Origin of the sequence: Shigella sp. FJ200513, assembly GCF_040495915.1 — a bacterium.
Lineage (GTDB): Bacteria > Pseudomonadota > Gammaproteobacteria > Enterobacterales > Enterobacteriaceae > ECMA0423.
The window spans coordinates 1-18,533 of sequence record NZ_JBDYCV010000033.1 but is presented as its reverse complement, the minus strand read 5'-3'; the positions used below and the strand labels follow the sequence as shown (position 1 = coordinate 18,533).

33 protein-coding genes, 1 tRNA gene and 3 pseudogenes are annotated in these 18,533 nt (G+C 47.5%); 18 read left to right on the top strand and 19 right to left on the bottom strand.

Going from position 1 to position 18,533, the window contains the following annotated elements; translation table 11 throughout:
• Positions 1-21: 21 nt before the first annotated feature.
• Positions 22-201, bottom strand: coding sequence for a hypothetical protein (locus tag ABZJ92_RS09565; protein ID WP_000091986.1), 180 nt, complete (start codon positions 199-201; stop codon positions 22-24).
• A 1-nt stretch (position 202) separates the two neighbouring features.
• Positions 203-349: pseudogene (locus ABZJ92_RS09560) on the bottom strand (DUF2560 family protein); the annotation flags it as partial.
• A gap of 72 nt (positions 350-421) precedes the next feature.
• Here ABZJ92_RS09560 and ABZJ92_RS09555 point away from each other — a divergent pair.
• Positions 422-1,591: pseudogene (locus ABZJ92_RS09555) on the top strand (IS3-like element ISEc52 family transposase).
• Between the two features lie 35 nt (positions 1,592-1,626).
• Here ABZJ92_RS09555 and ABZJ92_RS09550 read toward each other — a convergent pair.
• The 13 genes from ABZJ92_RS09550 to ABZJ92_RS09490 all read right to left on the bottom strand — a co-directional run bounded on the left by ABZJ92_RS09550 (position 1,627) and on the right by ABZJ92_RS09490 (position 7,223).
• Positions 1,627-1,989 (bottom strand): RusA family crossover junction endodeoxyribonuclease, encoded by a 363-nt coding sequence (locus ABZJ92_RS09550; protein ID WP_001008191.1) that lies wholly within the window; start codon positions 1,987-1,989, stop codon positions 1,627-1,629.
• A complete protein-coding gene (locus tag ABZJ92_RS09545) occupies positions 1,986-2,276 on the bottom strand; it encodes a DUF1364 domain-containing protein (protein ID WP_000002243.1) in 291 nt (96 codons plus the stop codon). The genes ABZJ92_RS09550 and ABZJ92_RS09545 overlap by 4 nt, the downstream gene beginning before the upstream one ends.
• A complete protein-coding gene (locus ABZJ92_RS09540) occupies positions 2,269-2,574 on the bottom strand; it encodes a hypothetical protein (protein ID WP_000986769.1) in 306 nt (101 codons plus the stop codon). The genes ABZJ92_RS09545 and ABZJ92_RS09540 overlap by 8 nt, the downstream gene beginning before the upstream one ends.
• Positions 2,564-2,737, bottom strand: a complete 174-nt coding sequence (locus ABZJ92_RS09535; protein WP_025723710.1) for a protein NinF — start codon at positions 2,735-2,737, stop codon at positions 2,564-2,566. Before ABZJ92_RS09535 ends, ABZJ92_RS09540 begins: the two co-directional genes overlap by 11 nt.
• Complete coding sequence (locus ABZJ92_RS09530) at positions 2,737-3,096, bottom strand: phage protein NinX family protein (protein ID WP_025723711.1); 360 nt, start codon at positions 3,094-3,096, stop codon at positions 2,737-2,739. The genes ABZJ92_RS09535 and ABZJ92_RS09530 overlap by 1 nt, the downstream gene beginning before the upstream one ends.
• A gap of 2 nt (positions 3,097-3,098) precedes the next feature.
• Positions 3,099-3,275, bottom strand: coding sequence for a NinE family protein (locus ABZJ92_RS09525; RefSeq protein ID WP_025723712.1), 177 nt, complete (start codon positions 3,273-3,275; stop codon positions 3,099-3,101).
• Positions 3,242-3,412: a protein NinD gene (gene ninD, locus ABZJ92_RS09520; protein WP_223368622.1), complete on the bottom strand. Its 171-nt coding sequence runs from the start codon at positions 3,410-3,412 to the stop codon at positions 3,242-3,244. Before ninD ends, ABZJ92_RS09525 begins: the two co-directional genes overlap by 34 nt.
• Positions 3,412-3,852: a recombination protein NinB gene (locus tag ABZJ92_RS09515; protein ID WP_016063039.1), complete on the bottom strand. Its 441-nt coding sequence runs from the start codon at positions 3,850-3,852 to the stop codon at positions 3,412-3,414. Before ABZJ92_RS09515 ends, ninD begins: the two co-directional genes overlap by 1 nt.
• Before the next feature lie 276 nt (positions 3,853-4,128).
• On the bottom strand, positions 4,129-5,565 hold the full coding sequence (locus tag ABZJ92_RS09510) for a DnaB-like helicase C-terminal domain-containing protein (protein ID WP_000131492.1): 1,437 nt from the start codon (positions 5,563-5,565) through the stop codon (positions 4,129-4,131).
• Complete coding sequence (locus ABZJ92_RS09505) at positions 5,555-6,454, bottom strand: hypothetical protein (protein WP_021562853.1); 900 nt, start codon at positions 6,452-6,454, stop codon at positions 5,555-5,557. The genes ABZJ92_RS09510 and ABZJ92_RS09505 overlap by 11 nt, the downstream gene beginning before the upstream one ends.
• On the bottom strand, positions 6,447-6,593 hold the full coding sequence (locus ABZJ92_RS09500; RefSeq protein WP_000166207.1) for a DUF2740 family protein: 147 nt from the start codon (positions 6,591-6,593) through the stop codon (positions 6,447-6,449). Before ABZJ92_RS09500 ends, ABZJ92_RS09505 begins: the two co-directional genes overlap by 8 nt.
• Positions 6,594-6,625: 32 nt before the next feature.
• The gene (locus tag ABZJ92_RS09495) at positions 6,626-6,922 is read right to left on the bottom strand and encodes a CII family transcriptional regulator (protein ID WP_000035948.1); all 297 of its coding nucleotides are present in this window, start codon (positions 6,920-6,922) and stop codon (positions 6,626-6,628) included.
• A gap of 115 nt (positions 6,923-7,037) precedes the next feature.
• Complete coding sequence (locus ABZJ92_RS09490; RefSeq protein ID WP_000276885.1) at positions 7,038-7,223, bottom strand: Cro/CI family transcriptional regulator; 186 nt, start codon at positions 7,221-7,223, stop codon at positions 7,038-7,040.
• Between the two features lie 80 nt (positions 7,224-7,303).
• Between ABZJ92_RS09490 and ABZJ92_RS09485 the strand changes: the two genes are divergently transcribed.
• The 17 genes and pseudogenes from ABZJ92_RS09485 (at position 7,304) to ABZJ92_RS09405 (ending at position 15,709) form a co-directional block, all read left to right on the top strand.
• Positions 7,304-7,954, top strand: a complete 651-nt coding sequence (locus ABZJ92_RS09485; RefSeq protein ID WP_001095982.1) for a LexA family protein — start codon at positions 7,304-7,306, stop codon at positions 7,952-7,954.
• Positions 7,955-8,268: 314 nt separating this feature from the next.
• Positions 8,269-8,574 carry a hypothetical protein gene (locus ABZJ92_RS09480; RefSeq protein ID WP_025723715.1) on the top strand — a complete coding sequence of 102 codons (306 nt, stop codon included), beginning with the start codon at positions 8,269-8,271 and terminating at the stop codon, positions 8,572-8,574.
• A gap of 2 nt (positions 8,575-8,576) precedes the next feature.
• Positions 8,577-8,915, top strand: coding sequence for a hypothetical protein (locus tag ABZJ92_RS09475; RefSeq protein ID WP_000930321.1), 339 nt, complete (start codon positions 8,577-8,579; stop codon positions 8,913-8,915).
• A gap of 203 nt (positions 8,916-9,118) precedes the next feature.
• A pseudogene (locus tag ABZJ92_RS09470) lies at positions 9,119-9,216 on the top strand (antirestriction Ral family protein).
• A 182-nt stretch (positions 9,217-9,398) separates the two neighbouring features.
• Positions 9,399-9,767, top strand: coding sequence for a DUF2528 family protein (locus ABZJ92_RS09465; protein WP_025723717.1), 369 nt, complete (start codon positions 9,399-9,401; stop codon positions 9,765-9,767).
• Between the two features lie 76 nt (positions 9,768-9,843).
• Positions 9,844-10,014: a hypothetical protein gene (locus ABZJ92_RS09460; protein WP_001183771.1), complete on the top strand. Its 171-nt coding sequence runs from the start codon at positions 9,844-9,846 to the stop codon at positions 10,012-10,014.
• Between the two features lie 256 nt (positions 10,015-10,270).
• Positions 10,271-10,876 (top strand): ERF family protein, encoded by a 606-nt coding sequence (locus ABZJ92_RS09455; RefSeq protein ID WP_000031367.1) that lies wholly within the window; start codon positions 10,271-10,273, stop codon positions 10,874-10,876.
• Entirely contained in the window at positions 10,876-11,259 is a 384-nt protein-coding gene (locus ABZJ92_RS09450) for a hypothetical protein (RefSeq protein WP_000951325.1), read from the top strand. The genes ABZJ92_RS09455 and ABZJ92_RS09450 overlap by 1 nt, the downstream gene beginning before the upstream one ends.
• A 23-nt stretch (positions 11,260-11,282) precedes the next feature.
• Entirely contained in the window at positions 11,283-11,576 is a 294-nt protein-coding gene (locus tag ABZJ92_RS09445) for a phage anti-RecBCD protein (protein ID WP_025723720.1), read from the top strand.
• 10 nt (positions 11,577-11,586) lie between these two features.
• A complete protein-coding gene (locus ABZJ92_RS09440) occupies positions 11,587-11,751 on the top strand; it encodes a DUF2737 family protein (RefSeq protein WP_001214452.1) in 165 nt (54 codons plus the stop codon).
• A complete protein-coding gene (locus ABZJ92_RS09435) occupies positions 11,748-12,230 on the top strand; it encodes a hypothetical protein (protein WP_025723722.1) in 483 nt (160 codons plus the stop codon). The genes ABZJ92_RS09440 and ABZJ92_RS09435 overlap by 4 nt, the downstream gene beginning before the upstream one ends.
• Positions 12,227-13,123, top strand: coding sequence for an ead/Ea22-like family protein (locus ABZJ92_RS09430; RefSeq protein ID WP_025723723.1), 897 nt, complete (start codon positions 12,227-12,229; stop codon positions 13,121-13,123). Before ABZJ92_RS09435 ends, ABZJ92_RS09430 begins: the two co-directional genes overlap by 4 nt.
• 202 nt (positions 13,124-13,325) lie before the next feature.
• Positions 13,326-13,607: a hypothetical protein gene (locus tag ABZJ92_RS09425; RefSeq protein ID WP_000026224.1), complete on the top strand. Its 282-nt coding sequence runs from the start codon at positions 13,326-13,328 to the stop codon at positions 13,605-13,607.
• An 88-nt stretch (positions 13,608-13,695) separates the two neighbouring features.
• On the top strand, positions 13,696-13,863 hold the full coding sequence (locus ABZJ92_RS09420) for a hypothetical protein (protein WP_000545745.1): 168 nt from the start codon (positions 13,696-13,698) through the stop codon (positions 13,861-13,863).
• Between the two features lie 26 nt (positions 13,864-13,889).
• Positions 13,890-14,234: a hypothetical protein gene (locus ABZJ92_RS09415; RefSeq protein ID WP_024259156.1), complete on the top strand. Its 345-nt coding sequence runs from the start codon at positions 13,890-13,892 to the stop codon at positions 14,232-14,234.
• A gap of 90 nt (positions 14,235-14,324) precedes the next feature.
• Positions 14,325-14,672: a helix-turn-helix domain-containing protein gene (locus tag ABZJ92_RS09410; protein ID WP_000390730.1), complete on the top strand. Its 348-nt coding sequence runs from the start codon at positions 14,325-14,327 to the stop codon at positions 14,670-14,672.
• Positions 14,555-15,709, top strand: coding sequence for a site-specific integrase (locus tag ABZJ92_RS09405; protein ID WP_227804341.1), 1,155 nt, complete (start codon positions 14,555-14,557; stop codon positions 15,707-15,709). Before ABZJ92_RS09410 ends, ABZJ92_RS09405 begins: the two co-directional genes overlap by 118 nt.
• A gap of 14 nt (positions 15,710-15,723) precedes the next feature.
• Here ABZJ92_RS09405 and ABZJ92_RS09400 read toward each other — a convergent pair.
• The 4 genes from ABZJ92_RS09400 to ABZJ92_RS09385 all read right to left on the bottom strand — a co-directional run.
• Positions 15,724-15,799 (bottom strand) — tRNA-Thr (locus tag ABZJ92_RS09400).
• Positions 15,800-15,913: 114 nt separating this feature from the next.
• The gene (gene proA / locus ABZJ92_RS09395) at positions 15,914-17,167 is read right to left on the bottom strand and encodes a glutamate-5-semialdehyde dehydrogenase (RefSeq protein ID WP_000893267.1); all 1,254 of its coding nucleotides are present in this window, start codon (positions 17,165-17,167) and stop codon (positions 15,914-15,916) included.
• Positions 17,168-17,178: 11 nt separating this feature from the next.
• Positions 17,179-18,282, bottom strand: a complete 1,104-nt coding sequence (gene proB / locus ABZJ92_RS09390; protein ID WP_001285281.1) for a glutamate 5-kinase — start codon at positions 18,280-18,282, stop codon at positions 17,179-17,181.
• A gap of 190 nt (positions 18,283-18,472) precedes the next feature.
• A partial coding sequence (locus ABZJ92_RS09385) for an IS1 family transposase (protein ID WP_071528444.1) occupies positions 18,473-18,533 on the bottom strand: 61 nt, incomplete at its 5' end.

Here is an 18,533-nt window from a genome sequence, read left to right as displayed (position 1 = left end):
TCATCTCACTTAATCGTTATTTCAGGTTAAGGACTCTTTCGCGCCTTCAATCAGTGACTGCTTCAGCAATTCGAGTGTACCAATCGCCTCGCATAAACTGATTTCACCATCATAATCATGAATAACGCTTTCAAGCCGCTCGTATAGCTCTTGAGTAATTGGGAATTTCTTCTCCTTACCCAAATTGATTACGCGGCTCACATCATGCTCCGGTAGTAAACAGGTCTAACGCTTCCTTCGATTTACGCACCGCTTCGATAGTTCGGGTCGTGATATCTGAATTAGCGCCACCTGACTGGAAGTGAATTTTGAATAGCTCAAGCTTCAGCTCGTCAGTGCCAATGAACTGTGAAGTGGTTTACTGAATTTGGCCACCTGAACAGAGGTGATATGCTCACCTCAGAACAACACAGGTGCCATAATGAAAAAAAGAAATTTCAGCGCAGAGTTTAAACGCGAATCCGCTCAACTGGTCGTTGACCAGAATTACACCGTGGCAGATGCAGCCAGCGCTATGGATGTCGGCCTTTCCACAATGACGCGATGGGTGAAACAATTACGTGATGAGCGGCAGGGAAAAACACCAAAAGCCTCCCCCATTACCCCGGAACAAATTGAAATCCGTGAGCTCAGGAAAAAGCTACAACGTATTGAAATGGAAAATGAAATATTAAAAAAGGCTACCGCGCTCTTGATGTCAGACTCCCTGAACAGTTCTCGATAATCGGGAAACTCAGGGCGCGTTATCCTGTGGCCACTCTCTGCCATGTGTTCGGGGTTCATCGCAGCAGCTACAAATACTGGAAAAACCGTCCTGAAAAGCCAGACGGCAGACGGGCTGTATTACGCAGCCAGGTACTTGAACTGCATGGCATCAGCCACGGCTCTGCCGGAGCAAGAAGCATCGCCACAATGGCAACCCAGAGAGGCTACCAGATGGGGCGCTGGCTTGCTGGCAGGCTCATGAAAGAGCTGGGGCTGGTCAGCTGTCAGCAGCCGACTCACCGGTATAAACGTGGTGGTCATGAACATGTTGCTATCCCTAACTACCTTGAAAGGCAGTTCGCCGTGACCGAGCCAAATCAGGTGTGGTGCGGTGATGTGACCTATATCTGGACGGGTAAGCGCTGGGCGTACCTCGCCGTTGTTCTCGACCTGTTCGCAAGAAAACCAGTGGGCTGGGCCATGTCGTTCTCGCCGGACAGCAGGCTCACCATGAAAGCGCTGGAAATGGCATGGGAAACCCGTGGTAAGCCCGGCGGGGTGATGTTCCACAGCGATCAGGGCAGTCATTATACGAGCAGGCAGTTCCGGCAGTTACTGTGGAGATACCGGATCAGGCAGAGTATGAGTCGGCGTGGAAACTGCTGGGATAACAGCCCAATGGAGCGCTTCTTCAGGAGTCTGAAGAACGAATGGGTGCCGGCGACGGGCTATGTAAGCTTCAGCGATGCAGCTCACGCAATAACGGACTATATCGTTGGATATTACAGCGCACTAAGACCGCACGAATATAATGGTGGGTTACCACCAAACGAATCGGAAAATCGATACTGGAAAAAACTCTAACTCGGTGGCCAGTTTTTGTTGACCACTTCAGCTCTGGTATCGTTTGAATTGTGGCGTTCATACGTTCTCCAGTTCGGTGATTTTTATTCCAAGCCGTCCGCCTGGTACTTTCACACCACGAATTACGCGAATGTCATCGAATTGCTCGTCGTCTTCCGCAAATCCGGCGTGGATAAGGGAATCGAGTAAACCTTTCAGGATGTTATCGAGGTCGCGGCGGCGGGAGTCTGGAACGTCTGCGATGACTTTGATGCGGAGTCGTGATTTGGTGAAAATGTCTAACTTGAGTTGGCGGATGATTTTCTGAACGTCTTTTCGGTATTTCTGGCCTTTATCGCTGATGTAGTATTGGCTTCCCCGTCTTCGCCAGTAGGTGTTCACCGACGGCGGGTATGGAAGCACAAACTGATATTCGTTCATGGCTTAATCTTCCCCTCCTTCAGCAGTATCGCCTGCGTCCTGATCACGCCTTCGAGGTGGTAAAGTCTGGCGTCTTTGTTGTCGAGATTATGGGTGCGTCGGTCGATTTCATCGTGACACGCGCTACAAGCCCATGCGCCGATCAGGTCGTCAGGCTTCATTCCCGTTCCGCAAATTCCAGCCATCCGGTAATGTGCCAGAACTGTAGTTTCAGGATTGCCATTGCATACGCCGTAAATACGCACCTGACATTCTCTTCCGCGCGCTTCTTTGCGTAGATTAGCCATTTGCCAGCTCCTTCTGTTGCTCATCTTCGTGAGAGAAGTCTTCTCCGTCGATTGGCATGAGTTCATCACTGTAAAAATAAGAGAAACCACCTGAAGGCTCGTTTGTATAAATCGATACATCGCCTTTAACTAGCCACCCAGGGGTGTCATCACGCCAACTATGCTTACCTGCACCAGGAAAATTAAATACATATCCGTTTGTTACTTTTTCGATTAACTCAACGCATCTGCCAATTTCGGGTTTGTTTTCTGAAAAAATGACTATTGCGATGCCACCTGCGCGTAACTCACTCATCATCTTCCTCCAGCATTTGTCCGTTAGGGTCTGCCATTAACTCTGCGCAGCAGTGCTCACACACGTGAACTTCCAGCACATGCAGCTTCTGACCGCAGTTAGCGCACGTTAAAGCTCGCTCGACGCTTTCTTTCTGGTATTGAAGGGATTGGGATGGGCTAAGCATTATTGGATTCTCTGCATCATGAGAAAGACAATCATGGCGGCGCGAAGGGGATTTTCATGTATAGCTCGCTTAGATTTACGGTAGGTCACACCGCGTGCACCCCACTCGTCTTCATCGAGATTGATAATGCTAATCCTGTATTTTTCAATAATCGGCCATGCGTCTGCTGGGTTTGCGCATGGGTTAAAGGATCCGCGCTCAACCTCTACTTCAACTGCGTCTCCGTTTACAATGTCTCCCTCAAATGAGATAAACACCATCGCGCCATTCTTACCTTCTTTGTAATCCGGTGATCCGTTATGAATGGCTTCGAATACCGCCACGTTAATTTCAAAATCACTTAACTGTGAATAATCCATTGTCATTTCCTCGCACGATTTCTTAGCCACCGGATATCCCACAGGTGAGCCGTGTAGTTGAAGGTTTTTACGTCAGATTCTTTTGGGATTGGCTTGCGTTTATTTCTGGAGCGCTTCGTTGGAAGGTATTTGCAGTTTTCGCAGATTATGTCGGTGATACTTCGTCGCTGTCTCGCCACACGTCCTCCTTTTCCTGCGGTAGTGGTAACACCCCTGTTGGTGTTCTTTCACACCGGAGACACCATCGATTCCAGTAAGGTTGATTTGGTCGGAAGCGGTTATCTTCTTTGCATTCACCGCACCGATAACATCGCATCATGCTGCCCTGTCTCCCCATCTTGCTTTCCACTCCAGAGCCAGTCGCGCTTCGTCTGACCACTTAACGCCACGCTCTGTACCGAATGCCTGTATAAGCTCTAATAACTCCGCAAATTCGCTTACACGCATCCTGCTGGTTGACTGGCCTATTACCACAAAGCCATTCCCGGCAAGGTTAGGAACAACGTCCTGCTGCTTTAATGCTGCGGTAAACACACACTTCCAGCTTTCTGCATCCAGCCAGCGACCATGCCATTCAACCTGACGAGAGACGTCACCAAGGCAAGCCCAAAGCTTCCGATTCTGGTCTAAGCTGCGGTTGCGCTCCTGAATGATCACTACGATTGGCTTGGTTGGGTCTGGAAGGATTTGCTGTACTGCGTGAATAGCGTTTTGCTGATGTGCTGGAGATCGAATTTCAAAGGTTAGTTTTTTCATGACTCCCCTCTCTAACAGATTTCAGGTTATTCCACTCCGTTACCGCACTGCGATAATTCGCGGCCGCCACAGCGGCATGGTTAGCGCAGTAGATTTGGCACCCGTTCTCCATGTCGAATATTGTCGGTGATTTTCCGCATTTACATTTTTTGGCATGCGGTGCGTCTGAACACATTCCGTTAACGGTGTCCATCAGAAGCCCCCTCGTTCTTAATCCAATAAAAAAGGGCTACTGTGTAAATAGCCCCTGTTATTATCTCAGTGATGTAGATGTCATCAGAATCCTCCTTTCTTCTTGGACTGCGGTTCCTCGCGTTCACGGCGGCGCATTTCAGCAGACTGTTGGTCTGTGTCATAAATAGCGCCATTTGCCTGAATGCAATACACCGTGCCGGTATTGCCATGACGATTGAGACGAAGGATTAGTTCAGTTTCACCAGGTGGAACACTGTCATCAAAAGCGCCTTCACGATGGATCCCGACCCAATAATCGCAATCCTGTTCAATCTGCCCTGTATCTCGTGAGTCACTTGGTAATGGGCGTTTATTGGTTCGGCTTTCCAGTGCGCGGTTAAGCTGTGTCAGAAGCACAACAACGCAATCAAGCTCTTTGGCAAGGTTCTTCAGTCCTTTGGTGATCATACCGTAAGCAAGGTCGTTGCGATCGGCCTTCTCAGCGGTCATTAGTGTCAGGTAATCGACCAGAATCATGCCAACACATCCTTTTTCTCGCTTGATTCGACGGCTTTCGCTGACGATTTGAGCCAGAGATAATCCCGGCGTGTCGTCGATGTAAAGCATGTCGATTTCACTCAAGCGATTTGCTGTTTCTATCGCCCTGTTGAAGTCACCATCGTAATCACCCTGATAGCCGTCATCAGCGTCATTTGTCGCCGGAAGGTAAAAAATATTCGGGTTAACACCTGACTTCTGTCCTACCAGCTTTTCCAGTATCTGGTCGCCTGGCATTTCAAGACTGAACATCAGAGCGGGCTTTTTCTCATGCACTGCGCAGTTGATTGCCATCTGGCTGTATAGCGTCGTTTTCCCCATCTTAGGGCGAGCGCCAATGACGAACAGAGAGCCTTTCACCAGACCTTTCGGTGACAGCATCCTGTCCAGAGATGGGATCCCTGTGCTCATTCCTCGTTGTTCGCCTGACGGGTCAAATCGCTTCTCAAGGTCGCTAACCCAGTCTTCCATGACCTCACCAAATGAGCGAAGGCCGCGACGCGATCCGGTTTTTGCATGGTCTGTCAGTTGCGTGAAAATCGCCTGAATAGCTTCGTACTTCTGCGTTGCAGTCATTCCGTTGCGGGAATAGAGCAATTCCGTCGCTTCAGTCATGCGGTTTATGGCGTAGCGTTCCATTGCGGTTTCGCGAACCTGCATTGCATAGGCAACGATGTTTGCGGCGCTCGGCGTGTTCTTTGCGATCTCAGCGATATAAGCAAAACCGCCAACAGACGCCGTTAACGATTTACGCTCCAGTTCATCGAAAAGCGTCAGGCCATCTACTGGCTTTTGCTCCCGGTGCATTCTGGTTATTTCTTCGAAAAGGATTTTGTGTGGTCGGCTGTAAAATGAATCGGGCTTCAGCATCGCCAGAACTTTCTGGACGCGCTCACTGCTGTCATCATCCAGAAGCAATCCACCAATCACCGCCTGCTCTGCCTCGATGCTATGGGGCGGCGCATAAAAATTATCGGTCATCGTGTTCACCCTCACGAACTTTCAGGTAGGTATTATCGTTAAGCAGGAAATCAAATCCCTTTTTGTGCCAGACGGTTCCGCGTTGATGGTTTGGGCGCTCTTCGAACATCCATCGGCAATTTTCGCCAACGTAGCTCAAATAATTTCTCCAGTCCTGCATCGTGAACCCATGCCCGTCAAGCTGGCGGGTTATCACTCCGGCTTTGCGCCAGAACGTTCGGATCTGGTTTTTACGCTTGTCATTCAGTGCGCGGATTCTTGGAGCTTCAGGAAGGATTTCGTGGTAAGCATCGACAACATCCTGACAGCTGACGGAAGGTTTTTTCTTGTCAGACTTTTTGTCTGCTGTGGCACTCTCTAATACGTCAGTATTAGAGATAATATTATTATATTCTTTATCTGTGGTAATTTGCTGGTAATCTGCTGGTACAGCATTGCTTACAGGCATTGGTATTGCTGGCTTTGAGGTGGTAATTTGCTGGTAATCTGCTGGTACAAAATTTGACTGATAATCGTCATATTTCTCTACTGAGAAAACTGAGAATTTACCGTGTGAAACCCAGTCAATCATGCCGAGTTTTTTGAACTTTCTAAGCAGGTACTGAACGCGATCTGGTTTGAGTCCTGTTTCAAACGCCAGAGAGTTTCTACCGCCAAGTAGCTTCCCTCTGCCTACCAGAATTTCTCCTGCGTCAGTCATTACATACTCAGGCGTATGCTTTGCTTTGAGGATTAAGTGAACCCACAGATGCGCTGCTTCTGCATCCTTGTAAAACGGCACATCCATAATTTTACGGTGCAGCAAGGCATACCCCTTACCGCTGCTTTGATGCGGTTGTTGTAGCCTTCTGGCCTCTCTGGCTTCGGCTAGATTAGATATGTTACTCATGACCTTTCTCCTTCTGCATCAGCTTCACTTTTTCCAACTCAGCCCGGAATCGACCAGGCTGCTTGAAGCTGGACAGGAAGCGATCACGTAGTATGTGTTTGTGAATTTTGTCCTGGTAAGGACTGAGTTGTTTTGTCATAATTACTCCTGTGGATTGATCCAGTAATTCCCTCAGAATTGCATATCAATTTGCTTAAAATCCTCGGTGGCGGCCGGGGATTTTTTCTTTGTGATTTCATCAAGCGCATACTTAAAAGCCCTGCTAATCGGACTGATGTCTGATGCCATTCCGAAAGCACACAAGACCGAAGCAATAAATCTCCAGTCCGTTCTGCTTATCTTCGATTCATGACAGCCAATCATCTTTGCCAGACCGCGCTGGGTAAGCGTTGACAGGTTGATGAGTAAATCAGTTTCAGCGCGATCAATTTCTCGCTGTGTTGGCTTGCTGTAGCTTGCTTGTGCCATTTGTTAATTTTCCTATATTGATATTGAGTTATAGCGGCACACCCAATGGATTTGCCGCTGATGTTTGCTCACCCGGTTAGAGGTGAAAGGCCAGAACTGTTAAAGAGCAATTTGCTTATGCCGCTTGGCGGTAAGCACTTTCTTGATACTTCAGGGCGCCAGCTGTAACGATTTCCAATCGATAGGCGTCTTTCTCTGGGATAACTTCTTTCCACTGAGAGACTGCTGCATCGCTAATGCCTAGTGCTTTAGCAACAGCACGCTGGGTTCCGAAGTGGTCAATAACATCTTTTTTGTACATAGACTCGCTCCGAAATTAAAGAACACTTAAATTATCCACCAAAGGAATCTTAAGTCAAGTTTATTTAAGATGTCTTAACTATGAATACACAACTGATGGGTGAGCGTATTCGCGCTCGCAGAAAAGAACTCAAGATTAGGCAGGCTGCCCTTGGCAAGATGGTTGGCGTGTCTAATGTTGCTATTTCCCAATGGGAGCGATCTGAAACTGAGCCCAATGGCGAAAACCTATTGGCCTTAGCCAAGGCTTTGCAGTGCTCCCCTGATTACCTGTTGAAAGGAGAGGATAGTCTTTCAAACATTGCCTATCACAGCAGGCATGATCCAAGAGGTTCGTATCCTCTAATTAGTTGGGTAAGCGCAGGATGTTGGATGGAAGCTGTAGAGCCATATCATAGGCGTGCAATAGATAACTGGTACGACACAACGGTAGATTGTTCTGAAGACTCTTTTTGGCTCGACGTTAAAGGCGATTCAATGACTGCCCCGGCAGGACTGAGTATTCCTGAGGGGATGATTATTCTCGTCGACCCAGAAGTCGAACCACGTAATGGAAAGTTGGTAGTCGCCAAACTTGAAGGAGAAAACGAGGCGACATTCAAAAAGTTAGTTATTGATGCCGGTAGAAAATTCCTGAAACCACTCAATCCACAATACCCAATGATTGAAATCAATGGGAACTGTAAAATCATTGGCGTTGTCGTTGATGCCAAGCTAGCAAACCTTCCTTAAGGGGCTTTCGCCCCTTTTTTATTTCCCGTTAAAAATCAAAGACAAACTAAATTCACGCCCATAAAATTAAGTTTTCTTCAAAAATACACTTGACCAATAAATTAAGAAGTCTTAAATTTAAGCCATCAGCAGGACGCTGGAAGCCAAACGGAACAGATTGGCAGGCTCTTTAACATCGACGGACTCTCAACCTAACCGTTGAGACCAGAACTTGAGTGGTTTTGGGGATGGCGCGAATTGCAGCTGCAAGACAGCGATCGAGAAGATAAGCACCTCGACGCGTCATGCGCCAAAGCCACTTAAAGGAGACCATCATGGTAACCATTGTCTGGAAAGAATCCAAAGGTACGGCAAAAAGCCGCTACAAAGCTCGCAGAGCAGAACTTATTGCCGAGCGACGCAGTAATGAAGCACTGGCGCGAAAAATTGCGCTAAAGCTCTCTGGTTGCGTCAGAGCAGACAAAGCAGCATCGCTAGGATGCCTTTGCTGCAAGAAGAAAGAAGAAGTCGTTCGAAAAAATAGAAGTATTTATTACAAAGATTCAAACCCATTAGGAAACAAAATACATGCAGTCCAAAAAATAAAATTGTACAGTAAACTACCGTACGGTGCTTATTGAGTATGCTTATGGTGAAAAAGACTATTTATGTTAATCCTGACCGCGGACAAAACAGAAAAGTATCTGATAGAGGTCTTACATCTCGAGACAGGAGGAGAATAGCGAGATGGGAAAAAAGGATAGCATATGCATTAAAAAACGGTGTAACACCTGGATTTAATGCTATAGATGATGGCCCTGAATATAAGATTAATGAAGACCCAATGGACAAAGTTGACAAAGCATTAGCAACACCATTTCCTCGCGATGTCGAAAAAATTGAAGATGAAAAATATGAGGATGTAATGCACAGAGTTGTTAATCACGCTCACCAACGAAATCCAAATAAAAAATGGTCATAGCCCACTTCGGTGGGTTTTTTATTGTCTGAACAAACCTAATTTACTACCGCAAGCCACGCAGTGAAATGGGTGTGACTTGTGTTGGTCGCCAGAAAATGAAATTAGGCAGCAAACCACTTATTTGAGGTGATATATGGAAGAAGAATTTGAAGAGTTCGAAGAGCATCCTCAGGATGTGATGGAACAATACCAGGACTATCCGTATGACTACGACTATTGATAAAAATCAATGGTGTGGACAATACGAACGACGGCAATGATTTCCAGAGAACTTGGTAAACAGAACAACAAGGCTGCCTAATGGCAGCTTTTATTTTTGCCATAAAAAACAGAATAAACACTGCTCTGTGTATTCATTCCAACGAGTGAATACACGGAGCAATGTCGCTCGTAACTAAACAGGAGCCGACTTGTTCTGATTATTGGAAATCTTCTTTGCCCTCCAGTGTGAGGGCGATTTTTTATCTATGAGGATATGAATAGATGTCAAACATCAAAAAATACATCATTGATTACGACTGGAAAGCATCAATAGAAATTGAAATCGACCATGACGTAATGACAGAGGAAAAACTTCACCAGATTAATAATTTCTGGTCAGACTCTGAACACCGACTCAATAAACACGGCTCTGTATTAAATGCTGTATTAATCATGCTGGCGCAACATGCTCTGCTTATAGCAATTTCAAGCGACTTAAATGCATATGGTGTTGTGTGTGAGTTCGACTGGAATGATGGAAATGGTCAGGAAGGATGGCCTCCAATGGATGGTAGCGAAGGAATAAGAATTACCGATATCGATACATCAGGAATATTTGATTCAGATGATATGACTATCAAAGCCGTCTGAGCGCTGCGTTACCGCATACCAATAACGCTTCACTCGAGGCGTTTTTCGTTATGCAATAAAACAGAAGGAGCATCCTATGCAACAGTTCGCTATTGCAGGGGCGGCATCGGTTCGCCCTTTCAACCCGATTTTATCGGTACAGCATTCACGAAAAAACATTTTAACCGGAGCAGACTTTAAACAACCAAGAATGAAAAGTTTGCTCGAAAAGCTTTGGGATATTTTGAAACAACAAGGCCGTCCATGAGTTTTACAGATAACTGGTCAGACGAAGAATTCATTCGTCATATGAAAGAATTAATCGGTAACGAAGGAGATATTCATGTCACTTGCAACCACAGTGAAGGAGAGCAGGTTACAGAGACGCATGTACACGCAGAAAGCTCTCTGGTATCGCCATAATGGCGACCGCGAAGGAATGCGGGTATGCCTTAATTTGTCCCGAGTCGAAGTATTAAATCAGCGTTATTTTCTTGGGCCGTGTCCATTCTGAGATCAAACATATGAGCAAAGAATTTTATGCAAGGCTGGCAGCCATTCAGGAGAATCTGAACGCGCCAAAGAATCAGTACAACTCATTCGGTAAATATAAATACAGAAGCTGCGAAGACATTCTTGAAGGCGTTAAGCCGTTACTGAATGGCCTGTTTTTATCAATCAGCGATGAAGTTGTGTTGATTGGTGATCGGTATTACGTGAAAGCAACGGCAACTATTACTGATGGCGAAAACAGTCATACAGCAACCGCTCTTGCACGAGAGGAAGAAAGCAAGAAAGGAATGGATTCTGCACAAGTTACGGGAGCTACAAGCTCTTATGCACGCAAGTATTGCCTCAATGGTTTGTTCGGCATTGATGATGCGAAAGATGCAGATACCGACGAGCATAAACATCAGCAGAACGCAGCAGCAAAGCAATCAAAACCATCACCTACACCTGAACAGGTTCTAAAAGCATTCACTGACGCAGCATTGCAGAAAAACACCGTGGAAGAGCTTAAACAGGCGTTCGCCAAAGCGTGGAAGATGCTCGAAGGCACACCGGAGCAGCACAAAGCGCAGGACGTTTACAACATCAGACGAGACGAATTAGAAGGAGCGGCTGCTTAATGGCACATTCGATTACTGTAAGACTAAACAAGCCCGCAAGAGAGTTTCAGGCCGGGGAAAATATCGGATTCAACATCCGTGCTGGCGTTCAGTATTACGATCGCCAGACAAAAAAGAAAGAATGGACAAACTACAGCGCCGTTGTATTTGCCAAGCCGGGAGCGCAAGCGGATTACTACCGTAGTGTTCTTGTTGAAGGTGGCATTGTAGAAATTACCGGAGAAAACATCAGGGTTGATGTTTATCAGGGGCAAAATGGTCAATCAATCACTCTTGAATTACTGAATGCAAAGATTGGATTTGCAACCTCAGGAAACAGCCAACAGCAGCAAAGTAGCAATCATCAAAATCATCCTGAATACGACGATTCAATTCCCTTCTAAAGTAGCAACATAAGGATTCCATTATGCCAGCGCCTCTGTATGGTGCGGATGCCCCGCGCCGCTGTTCCGGCAATTCCGTATCGGAGGTGCTGGATAAATTCAGAAAAAACTACGATCGGATAATGTCGCTACCGCAGGAAACGAAAGAGGAAAAGGAATTTCGCCACTGTATATGGCTTGCAGAGAAAGAAGAACGCGAGCGAATTTACCAGACATCAATCCGACCATTCCGCAAAGCCACATATACCCACTTCCCTGAAATTGACCCGCGCCTGCGTAATTACCGCTCACGCTATGGCGCTATCAGTAATGACTGAGGAATTTACCATGAGAGGACTTGCATACAACCCCGGCATTCTTCCGGCAGAAATGATTATTCGCCAACGCGTAAAGCCAATGCCATCGAGAGAGGAATTGCTTAAGAGAAATTCTTTTCCATCAGTGAATCAAAACAAGTATCTGAATGCGATGTTGCGGAGTGGGAAGAAATGAAACAAATGACACTAATTGAGATGGATGGTTTTCTGAAAGGTAAATGCATCCCACGAGATTTAAAGGTTAACGAAACAAACGCTGAATATCTTGTGCGTAAGTTCGGTGAACTTGAATCAAAACTAGAAACGGCGTTGCGGGAGTGTCGTTCTGCTGGAATCACGATTGATAACCTTGAGGCTAAATGCGCGAAGATGGCTGCTGAAAATACCTCACTTAAGCAATCTGAGAAGGAATTTAATGACTTTTGTCGTGAGGAGTTTAGCGAATGGGAAGATGATGTTACTGAAACTCCAGCCACCGATGCTTTCCTGGCTGAAGTACGGGCGCAGGGGGTAGAGATGTACGCAGATAACCTCGACAACGGAGCAGACGACGCAGAACGAGGTGGTTTTGATTATGCCGTTAAGTTTCTACGCAGTGAAGCATCTAGTGTACGTTTGTTCGCCGACCAGCTTCGCAAAGGAGGCAACCAGTGAGCAAGATTGACTATCAGGCACTGCGTGAGGCGGCAGAAAAAGCAACGTGTGGTGAGTGGTCGCTCGAATATGGAGAGGGCCAATTTGATGGTGATGATGCGCTAATTCATCGTGACGTTGTTGGATATCTTCCCATTTGCAGAATTGAAGGAGCGCATCCTGAAAGCGGTTTCGATGAAGATTTCCAAATAGAACAGCAGGCCAATGCTGAATTCATCGCCGCAGCCAATCCAGCTACCGTCTTGGCGCTGCTGGATGAGCTGGAAAGAAACCAGCAATACATCAAACGCCGTGACCAGGAGAACGAGGAGATTGCGTTAACGGTAGGGAAGCTGCGTGTTGAGCTGGAAGGCAAAGACAAGCTGATTGCAGAGCTTGGAAAACAATGCGCCGAATGGGAGCGAAAAGCATTAAGCAACTTTGAAGAGTGTGCTGCGATGGCTGAACGTATCGAAGAGTTGCAGACAAAATCTGCACCAGATTCGTTTGGCATCATCGGTGAAAATATTCGAACACAGGATAATCGAATAACGTCAGACCCTATGTTTTGTGTGTATCAAAAGCGCGAAATCGTTGTTGATGCTGATTATGACTATGACCGGATTGTCTGGGTTGATGAAGATGGCAATGAAGCCAATAAACGCCAAAGTCGTCGTCTCGAACTACTTCACGAAAACTTTCGAGAGCCACCAGAAAAATGGCGGCGCGTTGCTGTGAAAGATATTGATGAATTCGTTACCTGCTGTTTCACCGAACAGGGTTGTAAAGACTACCTGGCAGCCAATGGTCACAATCTTCGCTTGCCATTTATATATGTAAATGGCGGTTTCAGGAACGCTGAATATATCGGCATAAGAAACTGGCTTGCTGGCATTCGCATCAAAGGAGAGTGAGATGAGCAGGAATACGGGTTTGTAAAAGATAACGCTTGTGAAAATGCTGAATTTCGCGTCGTCTTCACAGCGATGCCAGAGTCTGTAGTGTCAGATGATGACCGTACTCAAACATCGGGTTGAGTATTATCTTACTGTTTCTTTACATAAACATTGCTGATACCGTTTAGCTGAAACGACATACATTGCAAGGAGTTTATAAATGAGTATCAATGAGTTAGAGTCTGAGCAAAAAGATTGGGCGTTATCAATGTTGTGCAGATCCGGTGTCTTGTCTCCATGCAGACATCACGAAGGTGTTTATGTAGATGAAGGTATAGATATAGAGTCGGCATACAAATATTCCATGAAGGTTTATAAGTCTAATGAAGACAAATCCCCATTCTGCAATGTGCGAGAAATGACTGATACCGTGCAAAATTATTATCATGAGTACGGTGGAAACGATACTTGCCCTCTCTGTACAAAACATATAGATGATTAAACCAAATATTACATAACAATCCTCGCATTCGCGGGGATTTCTTTTATCTGAACTCGCTACGGAGGGTTTTGTTTTATGGAGATGATAAATGCACTTCCGAGTTACAGGTGAATGGAATGGAGAACCATTCAACAGAGTTATCGAAGCCGAGAACATCAGCGACTGCTATGACCACTGGATGCTGTGGGCGCAGATAGCACATGCAGACGTAACCAATATTCGAATTGAAGAACTGAAAGAACACCAAGCCGCCTGATGGCGGTTTTTTATTGGAGACAAGAAATGTCAGATTTGGCTATGAAGGTTTTGAAATGGCAATCGACTGGCGATGTCGGCATCAGTAGCGCAACTCTTGCCTCAATCGCATGTGGACTGAAAAAGAATATCTATGGTCATCACTTCGGCGCTCCACATGACGCAGCCGATTTCAGACGATGCGTTGCACTTGTTGAGCAGATCCCAGAAATCAGAGATTCATTCGACAAGGTTGCAAAGCGCGTTCCGGCATTCAAAGGCATCCTCAACGAATGGGATTCCCTCGTTGATCTGTTGAAGTCTGAAATGAAGATACACGGAAACAAAGCACCAGAGACTTACAGAAGAATTAGCGAGTTACGCAAGGACTAACCACAGCCTCATACTCGATGAGGCCTGTTCATTGCTCAATGATATCCAGACCTACCGCAATAATACCAATCCAATAAATGGAGATTCCAGGTGGAAGAAGAAATCTTCACTCGTGAAGAGGCAGCGTCGTATCTGAAGGTAGACAAAGGCACTATCACGCAGTGGATACGAAGTGGACGACTTCAGGCCGCAAAGATAAATCCAGATAAACCTAAAAGCCCATATCGCATTTGCAAGTCAGACTGCATTGCGGCGCTTAAGTCTGTGAGACACAATAGCGCGGTGAATGCGGTTGATGTGCAGGAGGTTAAAGCATGTCAATCAAACTACGCGGTGGCACGTGGCACTGCGATTTCGTCGCGCCAGATGGATCAAGAGTTAGACGCTCTCTTGAAACATCGGACAAAAGGCAAGCGCAAGAACTTCACGATCGTCTGAAAGCAGAAGCGTGGAGAGTAAAAAATCTCGGGGAATCACCGAAAAAGCTATTCAAGGAAGCCTGCATACGGTGGCTGCGTGAGAAATCGGATAAGAAGTCCATTGATGATGACAAGAGCATTATATCGTTCTGGATGTTGCACTTCAGAGAAGCCATTCTCTCTGACATAACAACAGAAAAAATAATGGAGGCGGTAGACGGGATGGAAAACCGCCGCCATCGCCTGAACTGGGAGATGAGCCGGGACAGGTGTTTGCGACTTGGCAATCCGGTGCCGGAGTATAAACCAAAGCTTGCAAGCAAAGGAACGAAGACGAGGCATCTGGCAATACTTCGCGCCATTCTCAATATGGCTGTTGAATGGGGATGGCTTGACAGGGCACCCAAAATATCAACACCACGCGTTAAGAATGGACGCATCAGATGGCTTACAGAGGAGGAATCGAAGCGCCTGTTTGCAGAAATTGCTCCTCACTTCTTCCCTGTGGTCATGTTTGCAATCACGACAGGCCTTCGCCGTTCCAACGTTACAGACCTTGAGTGGTCACAGGTCGATCTGGATAAGAAAATGGCATGGATGCACCCTGATGAAACAAAAGCTGGCAATGCGATCGGAGTTCCTCTTAACGAAACCGCATGCCAGATATTAAGAAAACAGCAGGGGCTCCATAAGAGATGGGTATTTGTCCACACCAAACCTGCCTACCGAAGCGACGGAACAAAAACAGCAGCGGTAAGGAAGATGAGAACCGACAGCAACAAGGCATGGAAGGGAGCGTTAAAGCGGGCAGGCATTAGCAACTTCCGCTTCCATGATCTGAGGCATACCTGGGCAAGCTGGCTGGTTCAGTCCGGTGTCTCTCTTCTTGCACTTAAAGAGATGGGAGGATGGGAAACTCTCGAAATGGTTCAAAGATACGCCCACCTTTCAGCCGGGCATCTCACCGAGCACGCAAGCAAAATCGATGCGATTATAAGTCGCAATGGCACAAATACGGCACAAGAGGAGAACGTGGTTTACTTAAATGCGAGGTAACTTATTGATTTAAATGGTGCCGATAATAGGAGTCGAACCTACGACCTTCGCATTACGAATGCGCTGCTCTACCAACTGAGCTATATCGGCCCTGAAAGGACATGTTCACGAACGTGAATCACGGTGGACAAGGTTAAAACTAACCGGGCGATGCGTCAATGGCCTTGTGAATCAAATGGCTACTTTTGCATCACCCGGTTTTATTTACGCACGAATGGTGTAATCACCAATGCCGATCCACTTGTAAGTGGTCAGTGCTTCCAGCCCCATTGGGCCACGCGCGTGGAGTTTTTGTGTGCTTACCGCCACTTCCGCACCCAGACCAAACTGGCCGCCGTCGGTAAAACGCGTAGAGGCGTTAACGTAAACAGCGGACGAATCCACTTCGTTAACAAAACGCTGGGCGTTGCGCATATCGCGGGTCAGGATCGCATCGGAGTGTTGTGTGCCGTGTTCACGAATATGGGCGATGGCATCGTCAAGATCGCTGACGATTTTGACGTTCAAATCTAATGACAGAAACTCATCGTCATACTCTTCGGCTTTAACCGCCACCACCTTCGCAGGGCCTGCCTGCAACTGTGTCAGCGCAGCTGCATCTGCGTGTAATGTCACGCCGCTTTCCGCCATTTGTTTGCTTAATGCGGGCAGGAAGCTATCGGCGATGTTTTTATTCACCAGCAACGTTTCAACCGTATTACATGTGCTCGGACGCTGAGTTTTCGCGTTGACGATCACTTTTAATGCTTCAGCGATCTCTGCACTTTCATCAACGTAAATATGGCATACGCCTATACCACCTGTGATCACCGGGATTGTCGACTGTTCACGGCACAGTTTATGCAAACCAGCGCCACCACGCGGGATCAGCATGTCGATGTATTTATCCATACGCAGCATTTCACTGACCAGCGCACGGTCAGGATTATCAATCGCCTGCACGGCACCCGCCGGTAAGCCACAGGATTTCAGGGCGTCCTGAATCACCGCCACCGTTGCCGCGTTAGTGCGACAGGTTTCTTTACCACCACGCAGGATCACCGCATTACCGGTTTTCAGGCACAGCGAAGCGACATCAACCGTCACGTTCGGGCGCGCTTCATAAATCACGCCAATAACCCCCAGCGGTACGCGACGACGCTCAAGACGCAGGCCGCTGTCCAGTACGCCGCCATCGATTACCTGCCCCACCGGATCGGCGAGGTTGCACACCTGACGTACATCGTCGGCAATGCCTTTCAGCCGTGCGGGCGTCAGTGCCAGACGGTCAAGCATCGCTTCGCTAAGGCCATTGGCTCGCGCGTCAGCAACATCCTGGGCGTTAGCGTTGAGGATGATTTCGCTTTGTGCTTCCAGTTCATCGGCGATTTTTTCCAGCACGCGATTTTTTTCGCGGCTGGAGAGTTGCGCTAATTTATACGAGGCTTGCTTCGCGGCAATGCCCATTTGTTCCAGCATCGGCCAGCTCCTTAACGGGTAATCATGTCATCACGGTGAACGGCAACCGGGCCGTATTCATATCCCAGTATTGCATCAATTTCTTGCGAGTGGTGTCCGGCAATACGGCGTAATGCATCGCTGTTGTAACGACTGACACCGTGGGCGATATCGCGACCTTCGAGGTTGCAAATGCGGATGACTTCACCACGCGAGAAATTGCCAGTCACGCTTTTAATGCCTTTCGGCAACAGGGAGCTGCCGCGTTCCAGAATGGCGGCAGTTGCCCCTTCATCTACCGTGATTTCACCCGCCGGCGGCGCACCGAAAATCCAGCGTTTACGGTTTTCAAGCGGAGTCGCCTGGGCATGGAACAGCGTACCGACGGAAATGCCTTCCATCACATCACCAATAACGCCCGGCTTGCTGCCCGCGGCAATAATGGTGTCGATACCCGCACGGCAAGCCACGTCAGCGGCCTGCAATTTAGTACTCATGCCGCCAGTTCCGAGGCCTGAAACGCTGTCACCGGCAATCGCGCGCAGTGCGTCATCAATGCCGTAAACATCTTTAATCAGTTCTGCCTGCGGATTTCTGCGCGGATCAGCGGTATACAAACCTTTTTGATCGGTCAGCAGCAACAGTTTATCGGCACCCGCCAGAATCGCCGCCAGCGCAGAAAGGTTATCGTTATCGCCGACCTTAATCTCTGCCGTAGCGACAGCATCGTTCTCATTGATTACCGGAACGATATTGTTATCGAGCAACGCACGCAGGGTGTCGCGGGCGTTCAGGAAGCGTTCACGGTCTTCCATATCAGCACGGGTCAGCAGCATTTGCCCGACGTGAATGCCATAAATCGAAAACAGCTGTTCCCACAGTTGAATCAGTCGACTCTGCCCTACCGCCGCCAGCAGTTGTTTCGAGGCGATAGTCGCTGGCAGTTCCGGGTAACCCAGGTGCTCACGTCCGGCGGCGATCGCGCCCGACGTCACAATAACAATCCGATGCCCGGCGGCATGTAACTGCGCGCACTGGCGAACAAGTTCAACGATATGGGCACGGTTCAGACGGCGCGATCCGCCTGTTAGCACACTGGTGCCGAGTTTTACCACCAGCGTCTGGCTGTCACTCATGATTCTCTGCCATTCAATTTTAGGAAAAATGATATCAAACGAACGTTTTAGCAGGACTGTCGTCGGTTGCCAACCATCTGCGAGCAAAGCATGGCGTTTTGTTGCGCGGGATCAGCAAGCGTAGCGGCAGTTGTTTACGCTTTTATTACAGATTTAATAAATTACCACATTTTCAGGTAATGACTCCAACTTACTGATAGTGTTTTATGTTCAGATAATGCCCGATGACCTTGTCATGCAGCTCCACCGAT